Raw genomic sequence first — 19,878 nt, 5'->3', positions numbered from 1 at the left:
TAACTTATAAATTTGCTAAAATAAAGAAATAAATCAACCTAAAAAGGGGTCTTTACATGCAGCAAACCCATTACTTTCTTGCACTGGCACTCCCAGCCGAGACAAAGGAGCTTTTGTATCAGTGGAGAGAAATGCTACAACCACGACTACCATTTAAGTCTTGGGTTCACCCTGAAGATTTACATATTACCCTTGCTTTTTTAGGAGGACAGGCATCGTTTAGCCAATTAACCGAAATCAAAAAAAGAATGCCAGAAATTGCAAAAAAACAAGCTTCATTTCCTCTCCAACTAAATGGACTGGGGACATTTGGGAGAAGCGATTCACCTCGAATTTTATGGGCAGGTGTGAATGAAAGTAATTCGTTAATGACGCTCCAACAGGAGGTTTATCAAGCATGTGTGAATTTGGGCTTTTCCCTTGATAAACGTCCATTTTCACCACATATTACGATAGCAAGAAAATGGCTTTCGGAGGATTCATTTCCCTCAGTCAGTCTAAATGAAATTGTAAAACCAAGGGAAGACAAATCCGTTTTTAAAGCAGAGCATTTTGTATTATATCAAACTCATCTGCAACGATCACCTAAATATCAGCCGTTATCTATATTTTCTTTGAGCTAAAAAGAACTGCATCAAAGGGGAACTTGTTATGAAATATGTTAGGATTTGTATTCAGATTATCGTTTTATATGCGATTTATTGGATGGGGGCGTTCATTCAAGGAATTTTAAATACGTCTATTCCAAGTAGTATTATTGGAATGATTATTTTATTTTTTTTATTACAAACCAAGGTTATAAAAGAAAAATGGTTAGCGGATGGTGCTCAGTTTTTGCTTACTTACTTGGCACTTCTTTTTGTACCAGCAACCGTAGGGATAATTGATTACTTATCCTTTTTTAAAGGAAAGGGCTTTGTTACGGTTCTTCTCGTGCTACTAAGTACATTCTTAGTTATGATGATATCAGGTGTAGTGGGCGGGACATTAGCGAGTAAGAAAACGCAGGACAAGAATATCGGGAAGGAGTTTGGAGCATGAATACAGTATCTGCCCTTGCTTCAATTGTCGGTACCATTGGTGTTTTTCTAGTAATGACAAAGCTTTATAAGCGTTTCACCAATCCATTGCTAGTTCCTATTGCAACAACTACCTTCGTCGTCCTTCTTTTTCTAATCATCTTTTCAATCCCTTATGATACCTATATGTTGGGCGGGAGATGGATCGATGAACTTCTTGGACCTGCGGTTGTTGCGTTGGCTTATCCTCTGTATCAAAACCGCAAGTCTTTAAAAGAATTCTTTGTCCCCATTATTATAGGTGTTCTGGTGGGTTCCACGACTGGAATAGCAACGGGGCTGTATTTTTCTAAGGTATTAGCAGTTGATCTAGATATCATTCTATCACTGGGGCCAAAATCAGTGACTACGCCGGTTGCAATGGATATTGCAAGTGTGACAGGAGGGATCCCAGCTCTAGCGGCTGTATATGTGATGATTGCAGGGATTTCAGGTGCCATGTTTGGTCCACTACTATTGAAAATGGTAAAGGTTCATCATTTTGTGGGGATAGGTTTAGGCTTTGGTACAGCATCGCATGGAATTGGTACGTCTAGGGCATTGGAAATGGGAACAAATGAAGGAGCGATTAGCTCGATTGCAATGATTTTGAGCGCCGTATATACGTCAATTATGTTACCGGTGCTAGTTACTCTAATTCTCTAGGATTTTCAATTCAAAAAGGGTACATGCATATTATCTATCCTTCTTGACCACGTATTTTAATGAGGTGTAATAAAGTTGGCACAATTAATTAAATTGCAGGACTATATTTCTAGGTATGAGATTGATATGTTTCGGTATCCTAGCCAGTTTATACGCTTGAAAAAACAGCAATGGAATAAAGTGAAGCTTGAGTGGGAGGAATCATCTACAAGTCAGGTGAAAAATCAAAAACTCATCAATCAAACGATAGAAAAACATTCATTTTTTCAACGCTTAAAAAGAAACCATATAACAGAAGACGCCCAAAACGAGTTAGATATAACGGCATTTTCAAAAAGGCCAAATTCTCTGGAGGAGCTTAAGCAAGATTTTCTTGACCGCATTTTTGAATTTCAGATGAAGTGGGCAAGTTCTACAGTAAGGGAAAAATCGTATATTGATAAACTATTTTACAAAGATTCAAACGTAAAATATTTTCTTCAGCGATTTCCTGATACTTACCTGGTTCTCTATAAACCGATTTTTAAATTAAAAAAAGCACCTGTTGAAGTTGAAATTGTAATTGTTAGTCCCACTACAACCTGGCTAATCACAATTCTTGAAGGGGAAGAGAATAGTGTGTTTCTAGGGTCAAATGAAAGATTTTGGATTGAACGAAATGGTAAACAAGAAAATAGGGTTTTATCTCCGATGATTGAACTTGACAGGATGGATGGTATTGTACGGACCATTTATTCTTTATATGATATCGAACTACCGATTCGGAAAGTAATTTTAAATCGGACCGGTTATTTTGATTTTCCACTTGTCCCTTATGATGTGGAATTAGTGGAGAAGCGAAACTATGAAGAGTGGTTTTCAAGCTTGAGAAAAATGAGTTCTCCTCTAAAACATATGCAATTAAAAGGTGCTAACGCTTTATTACAATACTGTCAGACTGTTTGTGTGCGGAGAATGGATTAGGGTGCATCCGAGATTGCACCTTTTTTTTCATATTGTAAACATCACAGTTTTAAAATACTATTAAAGCATAGATGACGTATTAATTTGGGGATAAACTATGAAACTATTACTTTTTATTGTTAACAAAAAGGCCGGAAATGGTAAGGGGTTAAAGGTTTGGAATAAGCTAAAAACCGAGCTTGAACGTAAAGAGATTAATTATCGCTCTTTCTTCACAAAATATCCCTCACATGCTGGGGAGTTAGCAAGACAAATTGGTTCCATGTTTGAGGATAAGGTAGAGGCTGTAATTGCTGTTGGTGGTGACGGTACGATTAATGAGGTTGTCAATGGCATGGTGTATTACCCTAAGATAAAAGTAGGATACATTCCTGCGGGGTCTGGAAATGACTTTTCAAGAGGATTTAACGTTCCAAAATCTCCATTAGATGCACTTTCCTTTATTATTAAGAATAAGGGAAGTAGGGGAAAGTTGTTTGATATTGGAAAAGTTAAGGTTCAGGAAAGAGCAAAAAGCTCGTATTTTGTGAGTAGCTTAGGTGCAGGTTTTGATGCCGCAGTTTCAAAGTTAACAAATGAATCTAAATGGAAACATTATTTAAATAAAGTTCATTTAGGGTCATTAACATATGTTGGTGCTCTCATTCGTCTTCTTTTTACGTATCAACTTACAAATGTTTCGTTAAAAGTAGACGGAAAACACTTTGATTATGAGAATGTATGGTTTGTTACAATATCGAATCAACCTTATTATGGTGGGGGGATGAAAATTGCCCCAAAGGCAAAGACAACTGATGGATATTTTGATATAACAGTTGTTCATAATCTTTCTAGGATAAAGCTTCTATTTGTTTTTATAACTGTTTTTTTGGGCACTCATACAAAGTTTAAAGAAATTTCACAGCACAGAGGTTCAACTATACGTGTGGAATCTGACGACAAAATGTTGGTTCATGCTGATGGTGAATTAATTGGTCAAAACCCTGTGCAGATTGAAGTACAACACAGAAAAATCCCCTTTTTGGTAAAATAAGACTAATTGGTATCATTTTCTAGTGAAAATGTTCCTGTTTTTTATATCGAAAAAGTTTCTTTATCTTGACTTTAATTGTAAATGAACGCTAAAATTTAGTAGGATAGCTATTGTTATATAGGTCTTCAATAGCTGTCTTTTTTATTGTCTATGTACAGGCGTCATCGGTACGAGGTACAAAGCAATCGCTAGCACCTTCTGTCAACGCTTTTTGTCTTATGTTTCCGACAGGCGGGCGCCAAATGCTTTTCATTTTTATTTAATATTTTTCAGGAAATGTTGTGTTGAAATTGGAGATAAACTGGCTTACATACGTATTAGGCAACGAGTGGGAATACTCCCCAGCAGGTGGTGCAACGGGAGACGCGTATTTTGCCCAATTAAATGATAAAAAAATATTTCTTAAGAGAAATTCATCCCCATTTTTAGCCGTGCTTTCTGCTGAAGGTATCGTTCCAAAGTTGATTTGGACGAAGCGTCTAGAAAATGGTGATGTCGTGACTGCACAGCAATGGCTTAGTGGAAGAGAATTAAAGCCAGTCGAAATGAACGGTGAGAATGTCGCAGGCATGCTTAAGAAAATTCACCAATCAAATGAACTATTAGAAATGCTAAGGCGTATAGGCAAGAAGCCTATTGAGGCTAAGGATGTCCTACGTGAGGTTAAAACCAAATTAGACCCAAGCTTGTTAGAAATAGACATTGTAAACACAGCTATTTCGTTCTTAGAAAAAGAGCTTAATCATGTAAAAACAGACCATAATGTGGTCTGTCATTCGGATGTCAATCATAATAATTGGCTACTATCAGATAAAGAAGAGCTATATTTAATTGATTGGGATGGAGCAATGATTGCAGATCCAGCTGTTGATATTGGTATGTTATTGCATTGGTATATAAAAAAAGAAGACTGGCCAAATTGGATCAGTCTTTACGGAATGGAATTGACAGATAATCTACTTCTTCGTATGAAGTGGTATGTGATTGCACAATCCTTGCATCTTCTAAGTTGGTATTATTCGAAAAAGAAAGAAAAAGAAGTGACTCATTGGCTGGAAACCTTAGAACAGTTATTATGAGTATTGATCAATATCTGATATCCACTCACTAATTTGATTCTGATGTGATTCAATATGAGTATCTAAATGCTGAGTATATTGACCTTGCTGACTATAGGAGTAGACATCAGTTAAAACTTGTTTCACGTTTTGGTCAATATTTGGATTCGCTAGAAGAGATTGAATTAGTCTTCCTAGTTGCTCGCATTCTGAAACTGTACCACAGCAGTCCATTTGATGATTAGATAAAATATCTTTTAGGATATCCATTTGATGAGTATGATTTATAGGCATTAAAGAACACTTCCTTTTTGATGTTGTCTATATACTACATTTCCATGAAATGAACCTTTTTATACGATGTAAACTCAAACTCACCTTTTGGTGGGTTTTCATTTTTGAAGAAGAATAATTATGTAGAAAGCCTTGCACCAATTTGTAGGACATGTTATTCTTTTTTGCGAAAGTTCGATATAACTTAAACGAGGTGGCAATCATGCGTTTACGCAATAAACCGTGGGCAAAGGAAAAGCTAGCTTCTTACCCACAATACGTAATTGAAAACCCAGTTGAACATAAAGGAAATTGGAATCAAATATTTGGAAATAACAATCCGATTCATATAGAGGTAGGTACTGGTAAAGGTCGCTTTGTAACAGAAATGGCCAAAGCTCATCCAGAAATAAATTATATTGGCATTGAAGTATACGAAAGTGTTATTGTTTCAGCTCTCGACCTAGTGATTGATGCCGAAATACCAAATATTAAATTATTAAATCAAAATGCAGTAAACCTTAGAGAATTCTTTGAAAAAGGTGAGATTGACCGCGTATACCTTAATTTTAGTGATCCATGGCCAAAAGTCCGTCATGAAAAGCGTCGCTTAACGTATAAAACGTTCTTACAAATGTATGAGGATATATTAGTTGAAGATGGAGAAATTCATTTTAAAACGGATAATCGAGGATTATTCGAGTATTCGTTAAGAAGCTTCTCAGAGTATGGTCTCTTGTTGAAGTTTGTAAGTCTAGATTTGCATAAGTCGGATTTCGAAGGAAACATCATGACTGAGTATGAAGAAAAGTTTTCAGAAATGGGCCATCCCATTTATCGTTCCGAAGTTCGTTATCAGAATAAGTAATATCATCCTGCCCCTGAACTATATTGTTTAAGGGGCTTTTTTAAAAGAGAAATGATTTTATAAATATTCTTACTAATGATAAAATGATTTCATATTCATTGGAAGGGTGGGGGAAGAATGGAACAGCTGACAATCGGTGATATTACTCTTACTTGGCTAAATGGTGGCGTTACAAACCTAGATGGTGGGGCTATGTTTGGTGTAGTACCCAAGGTCTTATGGTCCAAGAAATATCCACATAATGAAAAAAATCAAATTGAGCTACGAACGGATCCAATCCTTGTGAAAGTAGGTACAAAAAATATTTTAATCGAATCGGGGATTGGTAATGGCAAACTCAACGAGAAACTTAAACGGAACTGGGGAGTTTATGAAGAATCTTCTATTGAACAATCATTAGCTGAACTCGGCCTCACAACACGTGATATTGATATCGTACTGATGACGCACCTGCACTTCGATCATGCATGCGGTCTTACAAAGTGGGAAAATGAAAAATTAGTTCCAACTTTTGAGAACGCTGTCATCATTACTTCTGACGTGGAATGGGAAGAAATGCGTAATCCAAATATTCGTTCGAAGGCTACGTATTGGAAAGAAAATTGGGAAGCAGTTGAGCATAAGGTTAAGACGTTCTCTGAGAAGATTGAGATTCTTGAAGGAATTACAATGACACATACAGGTGGGCATAGTGATGGTCATTCCATTATTTTGTTTGAAAGTCAAAATGAACGAGCGATTCATATGGCTGATATAATGCCTACTCACGCTCACAAAAATGTATTGTGGGTTATGGCTTATGATGATTATCCGATGAAGTCAATACAACAGAAACAGAAATGGATGGAAGAGGGACTCACAAACGAAGCTTGGTATATTTTTTATCATGATGCATATTACCGTGCAATCAAATGGAATAGTGATGGAGAGATTGTTGATTTCTTGAAAAGATCCGAGAATAAAGAAAGCTTATAAGAAACCTTATAAGCTAGTGTTTTGCCTATTACAGTGGGTTTACCTCTAAGATTGAACCCGTCTTTGCATCCATAATGAATTCATATTGGTGGCTTTCTTGGTCTTTTTTACGTGAAATGCCACCTTTATATACTCGATACTGTATGCCTGACTTCGTGTATTCTTCAGTATTCATCTGAATCCAGGACCCATCAATTGGTCCATTCTTTTTGAAAGCGTCCTTTGCAATTCGTAAGGCCTTGTCACCAGGAATCGTGGAATCTGTAAGTGCTTCTTTTAATAGGAGTGCACTGGCAAAACCGACACCCAAGCCTAGGAAAAATTTATTCCAGCTCACCTTATCCCTCCTAATCGGAATTATTTCTTACTTTAAGTATAACTGGATTTTCATAAAATCTCCATGTTCGCTATGGTAACAAAAAAACAATTTCGCTATACTAAATAATGTACATAATTACATGAATCTTTATCAGTCATCAAATGCTTTTTAAATTGGGAAGGAGAATGACATTGAAACAGGATACATTAGAACTTTTTAAAACGTTAACTGAGCTCCCTGGAGCAGCAGGAAATGAACACCAGGTAAGAAAGTTTATGCGCTCTCAGCTTGAAAAATACTCAGATGAGATTGTACAAGATGGATTAGGTAGTATTTTTGGAGTACGTCGTGGGGATGAAGCTGGTCCAACTGTCATGGTCGCTGGGCATATGGATGAAGTTGGTTTCATGCTAACTTCTATCACAGAAAACGGCATGCTTCGTTTTCAAACACTTGGTGGCTGGTGGAGCCAAGTTTTGCTTGCACAACGTGTTCAGATTATTACTGACAATGGTCCAATAATTGGGGTAATAGGATCAATTCCTCCACATCTTTTAGAAGAGAGTCAACGAAATAAACCAATGGATATTAAAAATATGCTTATTGATATTGGTGCTGATGACCGTGAAGATGCGATTCGATTAGGAATTAAGCCTGGTCAACAGGTTGTACCGATTTGTCCATTTACACCAATGGCGAATGAAAAGAAAATTTTAGCAAAAGCATGGGATAACCGATACGGTTGTGGGTTATCAATTGAACTATTAAAAGAACTGCAAGGAGTCAACCTACCAAATACTCTATATTCGGGTGCGACTGTTCAGGAAGAAGTAGGACTAAGAGGTGCACGGACTTCTGCTGCAATGATTAAACCAGATATTTTCTATGCATTAGATGCAAGTCCAGCTAATGATATGTCTGGTGATAAAAATGCATTCGGTAAGCTTGGGGCAGGTGCGTTACTTCGTATTTTTGACCGTACGATGGTTACACATCGTGGTATGCGAGAATTTATTTTGGATACTGCTGAATCAAATAATATTAAGTATCAATACTTCGTATCTCAAGGTGGTACAGATGCAGGACAAGTGCATCTTTCAAATGAAGGAGTGCCGTCTGCTGTCATTGGTATTTGTTCTCGCTATATTCATACACATGCTTCTATTATTCATATTGATGATTATGCTGCCGCTAAGGAGCTCCTTGTAACACTTGTAAAGTCTTCCGACCGTACAACAGTGGATTTAATTCGTCAAAATGGGTAAATAATACATTGTGTGCTCGGCTTTTGCCGAGCATTCGTTTTGCAAAATTATTAATTTTATGGTTGAGGTGTTAATCATGTTACGAGTTGCGATTGGAACGGAAAATCCAGCAAAAGTTTCTGCGATCAAAGATGGATTCAAGGGTATTGAAGCAAGCTTTATTCAAACATCAGTCTCCTCGGGAGTTTCTGCTCAGCCTTTTTCAGATAAAGAAACCATTCAAGGTGCAATCAATCGTGGCATCTTTGCTCTTGAAAAAGAGGATACAGACCTTGGTCTTGGTCTAGAGGGTGGCGTTGTTGAGACAGAATTCGGAATGTTCTTATGTAATTGGGGCGCAATTGTCGCTAAGGAGAGTGAACCGATAATTGCAGGTGGTGCAAGAATTCTTCTCCCACAAGAGATCGCTAAAGAAATTAGGGGCGGATTGGAACTTGGTGATGTGATGGAGGCATTCACTAGGCAGAAAGATATTCGAAAGTCTGAAGGTGCAATTGGTATCTTTACAAATAATTATGTGAATCGAAAGGACATGTTCAGTCATGTCGTCAAACTCCTTGTTGGTCAATATTTATATAGGACTTCTGAAAGATACTAAATTATCTACTAAAATGGTACTTATTGCATATTGATAAAAAATACTAGTTTACTCTTGCAACCACAAAAATAATAAGTTTATTATAGAAAATAGATAAAGTAAAACTACTAACAGTAAGGGTTTCTTCATTCCTAATTAATGTGGAATAAATAGTTACTTTCTTTATAAGGGGTGAGAGAGAGATGAATTGTAGGAAAATCTTAATTATGAGCATACTTATACTTTTAGGTCTTTTGTCAGGTTGCGCGTCGGTTGAAGATGAGTCTAAAGAAGCGATTACAGCAGTTGAAAATGCATTTAAAGCTGCGCCGGAAAAAGCTAATAGTGAAAATGGTGATGTTTCCTTCTATCTTCCAACAACAATGAACATAGAAGAAAAGGATGAAAATAATGTCATTCTTCAAAAAGGAGACCAACCATTTATTCTATTTGTAAATCCAAATGAAGAAGCTTCTAGCGAAGTGATGTATAACGAAATCGATTCTGAAGAATTTATAATTAATAAAACGTTTACAGACAAAGATCGATTCGGTTATATAAAAGCTTTTGAAAAAGAGGACAAGCTTTACCTAGTGACTGTTGGCATAGGCGGTGTAAAGATGACAACAGAAGCAAAGGTGAGTGAACTCTCTGAAAGTGCCACTGAGATGATGACAGTTGTTTCTTCTGTTAATTATTAATGTAAAGTCCCTATTCGGTTAGGGGCTTTTATTTGTTTTTGGGCAGAGAATATATGATAATAACCACATACGTAATTTGGAGGTATGAACATGAAAAAACTTGAAAATATAGATCAATACGAGGAATTAATCAAAAAGGGTAAAAACATCTTAATGTTTTCAGCAGATTGGTGTCCTGACTGCCGATTTATAGATCCATTTTTACCTGAAATCGAAGGTTCTTTTACTGACTTTACTTTTTATTATGTTGATTGTGATGAATTTATCGACTTATGTTCGACTTTAAATGTATTTGGTATTCCTAGCTTTGTCGCATTTAAAGACGGAATAGAAATTGGTCGATTTGTAAGTAAAGACCGTAAGACAAAGGAAGAAATTGAACAATTCATTAAGGGTCTCTCTTAAGGAGTGAAGAAAAAAGAGAGGAGATGGATTCTATGGAATCAAGAAATAGTAAGAAGATGGACTCAAAAAAATTAAAGAAGATCATTCAGGACAAGCTTGCCCATCATAATTGGGATTTTTCGTTTGATCGTGAAAAAGATACGTTACGTATCGAAGACAAAATCACGAAGAAAGGGACAACTGTGACACTCCCAGGGATTGTTGCAAAATATCAAGAAGAGGGTCCAGGAAGTCTCGAGGAAGTGATTTACTTTATTGAAGAATCCTTAACGTTCATGAATAGTGAACTTGAGCTTGAAGGGAAAGAGAAGAATATTTTTCCTGTTATACGCTCGACCTCTTTCCCAACTCAATCAAATGAAGGTGATGATTTACTATACGATGATCATACCGCTGAAACTAGAATTTATTACGCACTGGACTTGGGTACAACCTATCGTTTAATTGATAAAAAACTGGTAGAAAAAGAGGATTGGAAGTTTGAACGTATACGTGAAATAGCAAGGTTCAACCTACGGTCTTTAGATGTTTCATACAAAACTGATACTGTGGCAGGTAATACATTTTATTTCATTAATAAAAATGACGGGTATGATGCCAGCAGAATCTTGAATGATTCATTTTTACAAAAGATGAGTCAACAAATGGTGGGAACCATGGCAGTTGCTGTACCGCATCAGGATGTTCTTATTATTGTTGATGTGCAGAATGAGACGGGATACGACATCCTTGCCCAAATGACAATGAGCTTCTTTGCAAGCGGCAGAGTTCCAATTACTGCATTATCATTTTTGTATGAGGAAGGGAAGCTTGAGCCTATCTTCATACTTGGTAAAAATCGTCCTAGAAAATAATAGATACTCTACCAAAAGTCGCTAGGAAAACTAGCGGCTTTTTTGTTACAATACATAATAGTACTTGTTCAAAAAGGAGGATAAAAAGAACCAAGAAGTTCGAGGCGGTGCAGCTCCTGAGTAGCGGAACGGATGCTGTTAATACATGAGAGACGTTCTTGAACGTAGGAAAAGCGATTTTCTTTTCCAAGGAACGGAAAAGCAAGCCAACGACTTCCACAGGATGTGGTGACTTCGACGTTCGACACAGGATGTGTTGGCATTTAGTCGAAGCTCCAATAACCGAAGTGTTATTTTTACCGGACTTTTTGAACTTCCTCTATAGAATTAAAATGGAAGAGTGATAGTTGTGAATTGGATAAAAAAACTACTACAAAAGTTACAGACTGATGATGATGATCCAATTGAGATAAAAACGACTCAAATCAGACAAAACAAACATGTTGAGGCTAGAGTTACATATGAATACCCAAAGGGAAACTTTCGATTTCCAGTTATCCCAGATCAAGAAAAACAACAAAAAGAAAAGGTACAAACACGTCAATCAAGGACCTCAAACCCTAAGACATATTCAAAACCCAAGGCCTATTCAAATCCTAAACCAACTGTGAAAGTTCAGGAGAAACAGCCATTTCGACTGACTGAAACGCCGTCCCCAGTATATGGTCTGGGTAAGCCTACACCTAAAGAAAAAGAAAAAATTGTAGAATATGAACTTCCTACAACGCCTATAGCGGATACAGAATCAATAGCCGAGGTATGGAATGAAGTACAAGAAGAGGTTGCCGCTACAATCCAGGTGACTGAGCAAATCGAACCGAAGTTACATGATGTGACTAGAGAAGAGACGCAGCGAAAGGTCGCTATATTTGCAGAGCAGTTAATTAAGGAAGAAGATTCAGAGCATGTTAACGAAATACATGAAACTATTAAAAACACCAACACTATTGTTGATACTTCGGTCCTTAGGGAATCTACGGATGTAGAATTGCAGCCTAATGAAACTAAAACTGAAGAACAACCACACCCAACTGTTGAAATTGAGACTGTTCAAGAAGTTCAAGAAGTCGATGAGAAAGAAACAATGGAACAACCCGTGGAGCAGGATGAGGCACAGGTAAATGAGGTGGAAAAGAGCACTGAGCACACAACATCAAATAGTCAGCGAAGAAGATCCAATATTCCTTTTAATGTAATGATGTTTAAAAAGGATAAACAAAGGCTAGCTGAGCGTGAATCTAAGCGGATTACAGAGCCAGGACAGGTAAACAAAGAAACACAGATACAACATGAACTACCTGAACAACCGGTTCAAGAATGCGAATTGATCCAACATGATCCAGTAGTAGAGCAGGAAACGCAATTAAAGCAGGAAGAGGATATCAAGCACCAAGGATATTCGTTCCCTGGCCTATCTTACTTAAATGCTCCACCTGCTGAACAACACACTGATGATCAGTGGCTGATTGAACAGCGAGACATATTAGACCAAACGCTTCATAATTTTAAAGTGAGAGCAAAGGTTGTGAATGTAACGCAGGGACCAGCTGTTACTAGATTTGAGGTACATCCAGAGCCGGGTGTGAAGGTAAATAAAATTACGAATCTATCAGATGATATAAAATTAAGTTTAGCTGCAAGGGATATTCGAATTGAAGCTCCGATTCCAGGAAAGAATACAATTGGGATTGAAGTACCTAATCGACAAAGCAAACCTGTCTTATTAAAAGAAATTATCGAAAGCCCTGAATTTATAACGAATAAATCACCATTAACCGTGGCAATGGGATTAGATATTTCAGGTAAGCCGATTGTAACAGACTTGCAGAAAATGCCACATGGTCTTATTGCAGGTGCGACCGGTTCAGGTAAAAGTGTGTGTATTAATGCAATGCTAGTTAGTCTACTCTATAAAGCTTCTCCCGATGAGGTAAAGCTGCTCTTGATTGATCCAAAAATGGTAGAATTGGCTCCTTATAATCATATCCCACACCTTGTTAGTCCTGTCATAACGGATGTGAAGGCAGCGACAGCTTCCCTTAAATGGGCAGTTGAAGAAATGGAAAGAAGATATGAATTATTTGCACATACAGGTGTCCGTGATATTGGAAGATACAATGAAATGGTAAAAAAACATGATGAAAAAAGTGGAAAGCTTCCATACCTCGTGATTATCATCGATGAGTTAGCTGATTTAATGATGGTTGCACCTGGAGAGGTTGAGGACTCCATTTGCCGAATTGCTCAAAAAGCAAGGGCTTGTGGAATTCACTTAATTCTTGCAACACAACGACCGTCAGTTGATGTTATCACTGGATTAATTAAAGCTAATATTCCAACGCGTATTGCGTTCTCTGTCTCATCTCAGGTGGATTCTAGAACAATAATTGATTCATCTGGAGCAGAAAAGCTTCTTGGCAGGGGGGACATGCTATTCCTCGAGAATGGATCATCCAAACCGATTCGTGTCCAAGGAAATTTTGTTACTGATGAGGAAATCGAAGCAGTTGTTGGTTTCGCAAAATCAGAAATGAAGCCAAGCTACATGTTTCAACAAGAAGAACTCCTAAAGAAGGCATCGATTACAGCAGACGAGGATGAACTCTTTATAGAGGCTTGTGAGTTTGTTTTAGAACATGGAGCTGCGTCCACATCAAGCGTTCAGAGACGGTTCAGGATAGGCTATAACCGTGCAGCGCGTTTAATTGATATGATGGAGGAACAAGGTATTATTTCTGAATCTCGTGGCAGTAAACCACGTGAGGTGTTAATAACTGAAGAAGACTTGGCAGAAATCCATGAGGGCTGATAACAATTGTTATCAGCTTTTTGCTTTTAGAGAATAAATAATAACTAGGAAGAACGGCTTGAATAAACCTATTTAAAATAGCTAAAAATGATTCTCCTACTCGGTTAATTCAAACAACCTACGTTCATAATAAGGGTAATTCGTTCTATAAGTTTGTTAATTAATAGGACAATCCTCATTTTGTGTGACTATTTCTAGTTACTTTTTCGTAATGGTCTTCATCATTGATTAGTGCTATAATGAAGAAATGTGAGATGATTGTATATACATAAAAGTCAATGTTTTTCATTAGCACCCATCTCAAGAATCATGGGTACAATTATCAAAACTAGATGAATTTCATATACTGTCTTACAGATAGACATTGTTGGAGGTTCTTTATATGACAGTTTACCACTTCGTTGGAATCAAAGGTACTGGCATGAGTTCATTGGCACAGATACTTCATGACATGAATTACGACGTTCAAGGGTCTGACCATGAAAAGTTTTATTTCACACAGCAACCTTTAGAGCAAAGAGGAATAAAAATTTTACCTTTTAACGAGGGAAATATTCATGAAGGTCTTACAGTCATTGCTGGAAATGCCTTTCCTGATACTCATGAAGAAATAGCGAAAGCAACTGAAATGGGGCTACCTGTTATTCGATATCACCGTTTCTTAGGTGAATTTATGAAAAAATACACGAGTGTAGCTGTAACAGGCTCCCATGGGAAAACATCTACGACAGGCTTACTTGCACATGTAATGCAGGGAGCAGAGCCCACTTCTTATTTAATTGGAGATGGAAGTGGAAAGGGATCAGAGAATAATAAATATTTTGTTTTTGAAGCATGTGAATACAGAAGGCATTTTTTAAGTTATCACCCTGACTATGCAATTATGACGAATATTGATTTTGACCATCCAGATTATTTTGCAAATGTTGAAGATGTATTTAATGCCTTTCAGGAAATGGCACTTCAGGTTAAAAAAGGGATCATTGCTTGTGGAGATGATGAATATCTTCAAAGCATTCAAACCAAAGTTCCTGTTGTGTTTTATGGCTTTGGCGAAGAAAATGATTTTCAAGCGCGCAATATCCAAAAAAGCACGGAAGGCACTACTTTCGATGTGTTTGTTCGTAATACCTTTTTTGCAAGCTTTTCAATCAATGGATATGGAAACCACAATGTGTTAAACGCATTAGGGGTAATTGCATTATGTCATTATGAAAATATTGATGTGTCAATTATTCAAGAGCAATTATTAAGCTTCCAAGGTGTGAAGCGCCGGTTCTCAGAAAAACGAGTGGGATCCCAAATCTTAATTGATGATTATGCTCACCATCCTACTGAGATTAATGCGACTATTGAAGCGGCACGTCAAAAATATCCGGAACGTGAAATTGTGGCGATTTTCCAACCACATACGTTCACAAGAACGCAAACGTTTTTAGATGATTTTGCTTCAAGTTTAGCAAAGGCAGACCAGGTGTACCTATGTGATATATTTGGTTCAGCCCGCGAGAACAAAGGTGAACTATCTATTGCAGATTTGCAAGGGAAAATCCCGGGTGCTGAGTTAATTCAAGAAGATAATACAGCAATACTTAAAAACCATGAAAACAGCGTTTTAATATTCATGGGGGCAGGCGATATTCAAAAGTTTCAAAACGCCTATGAAAAGGAAATCCTATAATCAAAACAAAAAGGACCTTGCGATTTAACCGCAAGGTCTTTTAATTATGTCCAGCTCCAGCGCCTAGCCCCTCGAGGTCATAAGCCAATCCGTCAAGAAGGTTAAAGTGCAACCTTCTCGCCGACTTGTCTTATGCTTGTCGGACTTGCACATGAAGTGCTGACGTCGACGTTTGCCACAGGACGTGGCAGTAGTTAGTCGACGTTCCTCTATCAAGGCGCTTGCGCATTTCAATTTTATTTAAGATTTTCTGGATTCAGTGGTTCTAATTCAGGGATGACGAAACGACCATCCTTACGAATGAGGACGTCATCAAAGTAAATTTCTCCGCCACCATATTCTGGACGCTGGATATTTACCATATCCCAGTGGATATTTGAGTTGTTTCCGTTATAAGCATCATCATAGGCTTGGCCAGGTGTGAAGTGGAAACTTCCATCAATCTTTTCGTCAAACAGAATATCCTGCATAGGGTGCTGGATATAAGGATTAACACCAATAGCGAATTCACCGATATAACGTGCACCTTCGTCGGTATCAAGAATCTTATTGATACGTTCATTATCGTTCGCTGTTGCCTCAACAATTTTACCATCTTTAAAAGTAAGTGAAACATTTTCGAACGTAAAACCTTGGTATGGTGAAGGAGTATTATAGGTTAATGTTCCATTTATAGAATCACGAACAGGCGCAGTATATACTTCACCATCAGGAATATTCATTTCACCTGCACATTTAATAGCTTTGATTCCTTTTATCGAGAACGTAAGGTCAGTACCAGGACCTGTTAGTTGAACTTTATCGGTCTTGTTCATAAGCTCCACAAGTGCATCCATTGCATTGCTCATTTTACCGTAGTCAAGATTACACACATTGAAATAAAAGTCTTCAAACGCTTCCGTACTCATCTTGGCAAGTTGGGCCATTGAAGAATTTGGATAACGTAGAACCACCCATTTGGTTTTCGGTACACGAATGTCCCGATGTACTTTTTTACCTATGGTTTTGCCTTCAATCTTCATTTTATCATCTGGAACGTCCGCTAACTCATTTATGTTATCACCAGATCTTAAGCCAATATAGGCATCCATATTACTCATAACATTTGCTTCGAAATCGGCTTGCATATCAAACTGTGGCTCTTGCGCTCCAAGCAAAAGAGCTCTGTTTACTTGGTGATCTTTTAACGATACAAATGGATATCCACCTGCTTTATAGGCTTCATTTACAAGTGCAATCACGAGTTCGCGCTGTAAACCAAAATTTTCAATTAATACTTTTTCGCCCTTCCCGAGGCGTACTGAATAATTAATTAAATTTCGAGCTAGTGTTTCAATACGTGAATCTTTCATGTTTAATGCCTCCATCTTTTATAAGCTTATGTACAATCCTATTGTAACCGAAAACATGAAAATTGTTTATCAATTTCATTGTCGGTAAAAAATTTCATAGAGGATTTCAGAGGTTATTGTCGAAAGTAAAACAATGGGAGTAATATGATTAGGATAAATATGATTAATATCGGTGAAAACGGGTAAGAAAGATAGAAGGAGGTGCATCACGAATGATTCTAATTGTGTACATAAGTGTTGCAGTTATTGCAGTAGCATTTTTAATTTTAGTTATTTATCTCTCCAAAACGCTCCGTTCCTTGCAAAATACATTGGATAATGTTGCTGGGACGTTATCTGGGTTAGAGAAACAGATGGAAGGTGTCACAAGTGAAACAACAGCCCTTCTGCATAAAACAAATCAACTAGCAGAAGATATTCAGCAGAAGTCTGAAAGTCTAAATACAGTTGTTGATGCTGTAAAGGATGTCGGAACTTCGTTGCAACGTTTCAATAAATCTGTTGGTAATGTAACAGAAGAAGTTGCTGTTCAGTTGGAAAAAAATAAAACCAAAATCTCACAGGTTGTCCAAGTAGGGAATGCCGTAATAGAGATCTGGGATAAATGGAAAGATAAGAAACAAAAGCAAGACAAAAACTTAATGAATTAAGAAAGGGGATTACAATGGGAAAAAATAATGGTTCAAACTTTATTTTAGGTACAATTGTTGGTGCGGCGGTTGGTGCTGCAACAGCCCTATTTCTAGCTCCAAAAACAGGACAAGAATTACGCAGGCAGATTAATGATCAAGCTTCTGTTGTTAAAGAGAAAACAAATTCCTTATCTAAAACCATTTCAGAACAATCTAATCAAATTATAACAAAGGTAAAAGATTTTAAAGTTCCAACTACAGAGTACGATTCTGTAGCTCAACAAGAACAACAAGAACAACAAGAACAAGAGACTGCAGAAGTAACACAGGAAAATCCGAATGTAGATGTGGCAAGTGAAGAGTTATTTCAAGAGAAGCTTGCTGAAGCCCAGAAAGCCTTAACTGAAGCTGAGAACAATACGCAAACAACTAATTAATAGGAGATGTAAAATATGGGGAAGACAAAAGTAGAAACAATTGAAGAATTTAACCAAGTACTTGAAAATGAAAATAAATTTATTTTTATCAAGCACAGTTTAACGTGCCCTATTAGTAAGGCTGCTTTTGATGAGTATGAACAATTTACAGCAGAGCATGGAGATGTACCAAGCTACTATCTATATGTTCAGGAGGCAAAAGAGCTATCTAATTACATTGCTGAAACCTTTGAAATTAAACATGAGTCACCACAGGCTCTTCTATTTGAGGGTGGAAAAGTAAAATGGGATACATCTCACCGAAATATTACAAAAGAATCATTAGTAGCTGCAGGTAAATAAAAAAAGTCCATGGTTAGTAGCCATGGATTTTTTATGCAGAAAATTATTTTATCAAAAAGGCTCTTCGATTAATCACATATCTTGTTGCTTATCATACAATACTTTATTGCTTAAAAGCGTTTAGGTAATAAAGTTTTTAGTGACATAATGAAAAACTTCGTTTATAATGAATTCTAATTACTAAAAATATATCATATTTTCGTTTAAATTGCGACTTAAAACTTTGGCTGGAGAAAGGAAGAGAGAGATGAGCAAAGTAGAATTAGATAATCTACGTGGAAGAGTGGAAGAAATTAATCTTGAAATTCTTAAACTTATTAGTGAACGTGGTAAATTGGTTCAAGAAATCGGGAAAGTGAAAGAGGCACAAGGTGTTAATCGTTATGATCCTGTACGTGAAAGAGATATGTTAAATTCTATATTAGAAAATAACGAAGGTCCTTTCGAGACATCAACCATTCAACATATATTTAAAGAAATTTTTAAAGCAGGCTTAGAGATCCAAGAAGATGATCACCGTAAAGCACTTCTTGTTTCACGTAAGAAAAAACCTGAAGATACAATTGTTGAAGTAAAAGGTGTGAAAATTGGCAATGGTGCACAGCAGTTCATCGTTGGACCATGTGCGGTTGAAAGCTATGAGCAAACAGTAGCAGTTGCACAAGAAGCGAAGAAGTATGGATTGCGTCTACTTCGTGGTGGTGCGTTTAAGCCAAGAACATCTCCTTATGATTTCCAAGGATTAGGTCTTGAGGGATTAAAGATATTAAAACGTGTTGCAGACGAAACGGGCATGGCTGTTATCAGCGAAATTGTAAATCCAGCTGATGTAGAAGTAGCATGTGATTACATTGATGTAATACAAATCGGTGCACGTAACATGCAGAACTTTGAACTGTTAAAAGCAGCAGGTTCTGTTAAAAAGCCTGTATTATTAAAACGTGGATTAGCTGCAACGCTTGATGAGTTCGTTAATGCGGCTGAATATATCATATCTCAAGGTAATGACCAAATCATTCTTTGTGAAAGAGGTATCCGTACTTACGAAAAGGCAACTCGTAATACTCTAGATATTTCAGCGGTTCCAATCTTGAAACAAGAAACACACTTACCAGTATTTGTTGATGTAACACACTCTACTGGCCGTCGTGATTTATTATTACCATGTGCAAAAGCAGCTCTAGCTATTGGAGCAGATGGTGTTATGGCGGAGGTACATCCAGATCCAGCAATTGCTTTATCAGATTCAGCACAGCAAATGGATTTTGATCAATTTGAAAAATGGATTACAGAACTTAAGGCAACTCAAGCCGTTCGTGTATAGTTTTCATTAAACCTCCTGCGACTAAAGTAGGGGGTTTTTTAGATTTTGTAACGAAATTGTTAAAAAATGCACAAAGTCATTGCCCTTGATTTGTAAGTGTCGTATGATATTCTAGATAATAAATGTTCAAAAAGAGGATAAAAAATGACCGCTTCGAATAAAAATGCTGAGATTTGATGCGTCATTTTACTTCCGATTTTTTGACTTCCTCATAAAGTGAGCTAAATTGACATTTGTTTGTATAAAACAGTTCATACTACATATAAGAGGTAACTTGAAATAAGGA

General features: G+C 37.0%; 22 protein-coding genes. 19 read left to right on the top strand and 3 right to left on the bottom strand.

Annotated elements, in window-relative coordinates; genetic code table 11:
* Positions 1-56: 56 nt before the first annotated feature.
* The 6 genes from thpR to CZ490_RS11980 all read left to right on the top strand — a co-directional run bounded on the left by thpR (position 57) and on the right by CZ490_RS11980 (position 4,799).
* Positions 57-623, top strand: coding sequence for an RNA 2',3'-cyclic phosphodiesterase (gene thpR, locus CZ490_RS12005; protein WP_077619123.1), 567 nt, complete (start codon positions 57-59; stop codon positions 621-623).
* A gap of 28 nt (positions 624-651) precedes the next feature.
* The gene (locus CZ490_RS12000; RefSeq protein ID WP_077619122.1) at positions 652-1,041 is read left to right on the top strand and encodes a CidA/LrgA family holin-like protein; all 390 of its coding nucleotides are present in this window, start codon (positions 652-654) and stop codon (positions 1,039-1,041) included.
* The gene (locus tag CZ490_RS11995) at positions 1,038-1,724 is read left to right on the top strand and encodes an LrgB family protein (RefSeq protein WP_077619121.1); all 687 of its coding nucleotides are present in this window, start codon (positions 1,038-1,040) and stop codon (positions 1,722-1,724) included. The genes CZ490_RS12000 and CZ490_RS11995 overlap by 4 nt, the downstream gene beginning before the upstream one ends.
* A 75-nt stretch (positions 1,725-1,799) precedes the next feature.
* Positions 1,800-2,687, top strand: coding sequence for a glucanohydrolase (locus tag CZ490_RS11990; RefSeq protein ID WP_077619120.1), 888 nt, complete (start codon positions 1,800-1,802; stop codon positions 2,685-2,687).
* A gap of 97 nt (positions 2,688-2,784) precedes the next feature.
* Positions 2,785-3,720, top strand: coding sequence for a diacylglycerol/lipid kinase family protein (locus tag CZ490_RS11985; RefSeq protein ID WP_077619119.1), 936 nt, complete (start codon positions 2,785-2,787; stop codon positions 3,718-3,720).
* A 290-nt stretch (positions 3,721-4,010) separates the two neighbouring features.
* Positions 4,011-4,799 (top strand): phosphotransferase family protein, encoded by a 789-nt coding sequence (locus CZ490_RS11980; RefSeq protein ID WP_077621046.1) that lies wholly within the window; start codon positions 4,011-4,013, stop codon positions 4,797-4,799.
* Here the strand turns inward: CZ490_RS11980 and CZ490_RS11975 are convergent.
* Positions 4,794-5,072: a YtzH-like family protein gene (locus tag CZ490_RS11975; RefSeq protein WP_077619118.1), complete on the bottom strand. Its 279-nt coding sequence runs from the start codon at positions 5,070-5,072 to the stop codon at positions 4,794-4,796. The genes CZ490_RS11980 and CZ490_RS11975 overlap by 6 nt on opposite strands.
* Before the next feature lie 202 nt (positions 5,073-5,274).
* On the opposite strand from CZ490_RS11975, the gene trmB reads away from it, so the two are divergent.
* Together trmB and CZ490_RS11965 are read left to right on the top strand one after the other, a co-directional pair.
* Entirely contained in the window at positions 5,275-5,919 is a 645-nt protein-coding gene (trmB, locus tag CZ490_RS11970) for a tRNA (guanosine(46)-N7)-methyltransferase TrmB (protein ID WP_077619117.1), read from the top strand.
* A 117-nt stretch (positions 5,920-6,036) separates the two neighbouring features.
* Complete coding sequence (locus CZ490_RS11965) at positions 6,037-6,894, top strand: YtnP family quorum-quenching lactonase (RefSeq protein WP_077619116.1); 858 nt, start codon at positions 6,037-6,039, stop codon at positions 6,892-6,894.
* Positions 6,895-6,922: 28 nt separating this feature from the next.
* Here CZ490_RS11965 and CZ490_RS11960 read toward each other — a convergent pair whose 3' ends face one another.
* Positions 6,923-7,231, bottom strand: a complete 309-nt coding sequence (locus CZ490_RS11960; protein WP_077619115.1) for a PepSY domain-containing protein — start codon at positions 7,229-7,231, stop codon at positions 6,923-6,925.
* A 173-nt stretch (positions 7,232-7,404) separates the two neighbouring features.
* On the opposite strand from CZ490_RS11960, the gene CZ490_RS11955 reads away from it, so the two are divergent.
* The 7 genes from CZ490_RS11955 (at position 7,405) to murC (ending at position 15,505) form a co-directional block, all read left to right on the top strand.
* Entirely contained in the window at positions 7,405-8,478 is a 1,074-nt protein-coding gene (locus tag CZ490_RS11955) for a M42 family metallopeptidase (protein ID WP_077619114.1), read from the top strand.
* 76 nt (positions 8,479-8,554) lie between these two features.
* Complete coding sequence (locus CZ490_RS11950) at positions 8,555-9,076, top strand: DUF84 family protein (protein ID WP_077619113.1); 522 nt, start codon at positions 8,555-8,557, stop codon at positions 9,074-9,076.
* 206 nt (positions 9,077-9,282) lie between these two features.
* On the top strand, positions 9,283-9,756 hold the full coding sequence (locus tag CZ490_RS11945; protein ID WP_142255376.1) for a hypothetical protein: 474 nt from the start codon (positions 9,283-9,285) through the stop codon (positions 9,754-9,756).
* 90 nt (positions 9,757-9,846) lie between these two features.
* Positions 9,847-10,161 carry a thioredoxin family protein gene (locus CZ490_RS11940; protein WP_077619111.1) on the top strand — a complete coding sequence of 105 codons (315 nt, stop codon included), beginning with the start codon at positions 9,847-9,849 and terminating at the stop codon, positions 10,159-10,161.
* A 56-nt stretch (positions 10,162-10,217) separates the two neighbouring features.
* Positions 10,218-11,015, top strand: a complete 798-nt coding sequence (locus tag CZ490_RS11935) for a DUF1444 domain-containing protein (RefSeq protein ID WP_077621045.1) — start codon at positions 10,218-10,220, stop codon at positions 11,013-11,015.
* Between the two features lie 349 nt (positions 11,016-11,364).
* Positions 11,365-13,824 (top strand): DNA translocase FtsK, encoded by a 2,460-nt coding sequence (locus CZ490_RS11930; RefSeq protein ID WP_234987226.1) that lies wholly within the window; start codon positions 11,365-11,367, stop codon positions 13,822-13,824.
* Positions 13,825-14,206: 382 nt separating this feature from the next.
* A complete protein-coding gene (gene murC, locus CZ490_RS11925) occupies positions 14,207-15,505 on the top strand; it encodes a UDP-N-acetylmuramate--L-alanine ligase (RefSeq protein ID WP_077619110.1) in 1,299 nt (432 codons plus the stop codon).
* Between the two features lie 236 nt (positions 15,506-15,741).
* Here murC and CZ490_RS11920 read toward each other — a convergent pair whose 3' ends face one another.
* Positions 15,742-16,857 (bottom strand): aminopeptidase, encoded by a 1,116-nt coding sequence (locus CZ490_RS11920; RefSeq protein WP_077619109.1) that lies wholly within the window; start codon positions 16,855-16,857, stop codon positions 15,742-15,744.
* A 212-nt stretch (positions 16,858-17,069) separates the two neighbouring features.
* Here CZ490_RS11920 and CZ490_RS11915 point away from each other — a divergent pair, with 212 nt between their 5' ends.
* The 4 genes from CZ490_RS11915 to CZ490_RS11900 all read left to right on the top strand — a co-directional run bounded on the left by CZ490_RS11915 (position 17,070) and on the right by CZ490_RS11900 (position 19,592).
* Complete coding sequence (locus CZ490_RS11915; protein ID WP_077619108.1) at positions 17,070-17,507, top strand: DUF948 domain-containing protein; 438 nt, start codon at positions 17,070-17,072, stop codon at positions 17,505-17,507.
* 14 nt (positions 17,508-17,521) lie between these two features.
* A complete protein-coding gene (locus CZ490_RS11910; RefSeq protein WP_077619107.1) occupies positions 17,522-17,926 on the top strand; it encodes a YtxH domain-containing protein in 405 nt (134 codons plus the stop codon).
* A 15-nt stretch (positions 17,927-17,941) separates the two neighbouring features.
* Positions 17,942-18,268, top strand: coding sequence for a bacillithiol system redox-active protein YtxJ (ytxJ, locus tag CZ490_RS11905; RefSeq protein ID WP_077619106.1), 327 nt, complete (start codon positions 17,942-17,944; stop codon positions 18,266-18,268).
* A gap of 247 nt (positions 18,269-18,515) precedes the next feature.
* On the top strand, positions 18,516-19,592 hold the full coding sequence (locus CZ490_RS11900; protein ID WP_077619105.1) for a bifunctional 3-deoxy-7-phosphoheptulonate synthase/chorismate mutase: 1,077 nt from the start codon (positions 18,516-18,518) through the stop codon (positions 19,590-19,592).
* Positions 19,593-19,878: the final 286 nt, after the last annotated feature.

This window comes from Litchfieldia sinesaloumensis (assembly GCF_900156865.1).
In the GTDB taxonomy this organism is placed as follows: Bacteria; Bacillota; Bacilli; order Bacillales; family Bacillaceae_L; genus Ferdinandcohnia; species Ferdinandcohnia sinesaloumensis.
The sequence above is the reverse complement of the archived record's forward strand: the minus strand, read 5'-3'. Positions and strand labels throughout refer to the sequence as shown.

Bases quoted from the DNA above. Each gene is read 5' to 3' on its own strand.
- CZ490_RS11940 (WP_077619111.1), top strand. From the start codon at position 9,847: ATGAAAAAACTTGAAAATATAGATCAATACGAGGAATTAATCAAAAAG.
- CZ490_RS11985 (WP_077619119.1), top strand. From the start codon at position 2,785: ATGAAACTATTACTTTTTATTGTTAACAAAAAGGCCGGAAATGGTAAG.
- CZ490_RS11900 (WP_077619105.1), top strand. From the start codon at position 18,516: ATGAGCAAAGTAGAATTAGATAATCTACGTGGAAGAGTGGAAGAAATT.
- ytxJ (WP_077619106.1), top strand. From the start codon at position 17,942: ATGGGGAAGACAAAAGTAGAAACAATTGAAGAATTTAACCAAGTACTT.
- trmB (WP_077619117.1), top strand. From the start codon at position 5,275: ATGCGTTTACGCAATAAACCGTGGGCAAAGGAAAAGCTAGCTTCTTAC.
- CZ490_RS11975 (WP_077619118.1), bottom strand. From the start codon at position 5,072: ATGCCTATAAATCATACTCATCAAATGGATATCCTAAAAGATATTTTA.
- CZ490_RS11965 (WP_077619116.1), top strand. From the start codon at position 6,037: ATGGAACAGCTGACAATCGGTGATATTACTCTTACTTGGCTAAATGGT.
- CZ490_RS11995 (WP_077619121.1), top strand. From the start codon at position 1,038: ATGAATACAGTATCTGCCCTTGCTTCAATTGTCGGTACCATTGGTGTT.
- CZ490_RS11910 (WP_077619107.1), top strand. From the start codon at position 17,522: ATGGGAAAAAATAATGGTTCAAACTTTATTTTAGGTACAATTGTTGGT.
- CZ490_RS11920 (WP_077619109.1), bottom strand. From the start codon at position 16,857: ATGAAAGATTCACGTATTGAAACACTAGCTCGAAATTTAATTAATTAT.
- CZ490_RS11945 (WP_142255376.1), top strand. From the start codon at position 9,283: ATGAGCATACTTATACTTTTAGGTCTTTTGTCAGGTTGCGCGTCGGTT.
- CZ490_RS12000 (WP_077619122.1), top strand. From the start codon at position 652: ATGAAATATGTTAGGATTTGTATTCAGATTATCGTTTTATATGCGATT.
- thpR (WP_077619123.1), top strand. From the start codon at position 57: ATGCAGCAAACCCATTACTTTCTTGCACTGGCACTCCCAGCCGAGACA.
- CZ490_RS11935 (WP_077621045.1), top strand. From the start codon at position 10,218: ATGGACTCAAAAAAATTAAAGAAGATCATTCAGGACAAGCTTGCCCAT.
- CZ490_RS11950 (WP_077619113.1), top strand. From the start codon at position 8,555: ATGTTACGAGTTGCGATTGGAACGGAAAATCCAGCAAAAGTTTCTGCG.
- CZ490_RS11915 (WP_077619108.1), top strand. From the start codon at position 17,070: ATGATTCTAATTGTGTACATAAGTGTTGCAGTTATTGCAGTAGCATTT.
- murC (WP_077619110.1), top strand. From the start codon at position 14,207: ATGACAGTTTACCACTTCGTTGGAATCAAAGGTACTGGCATGAGTTCA.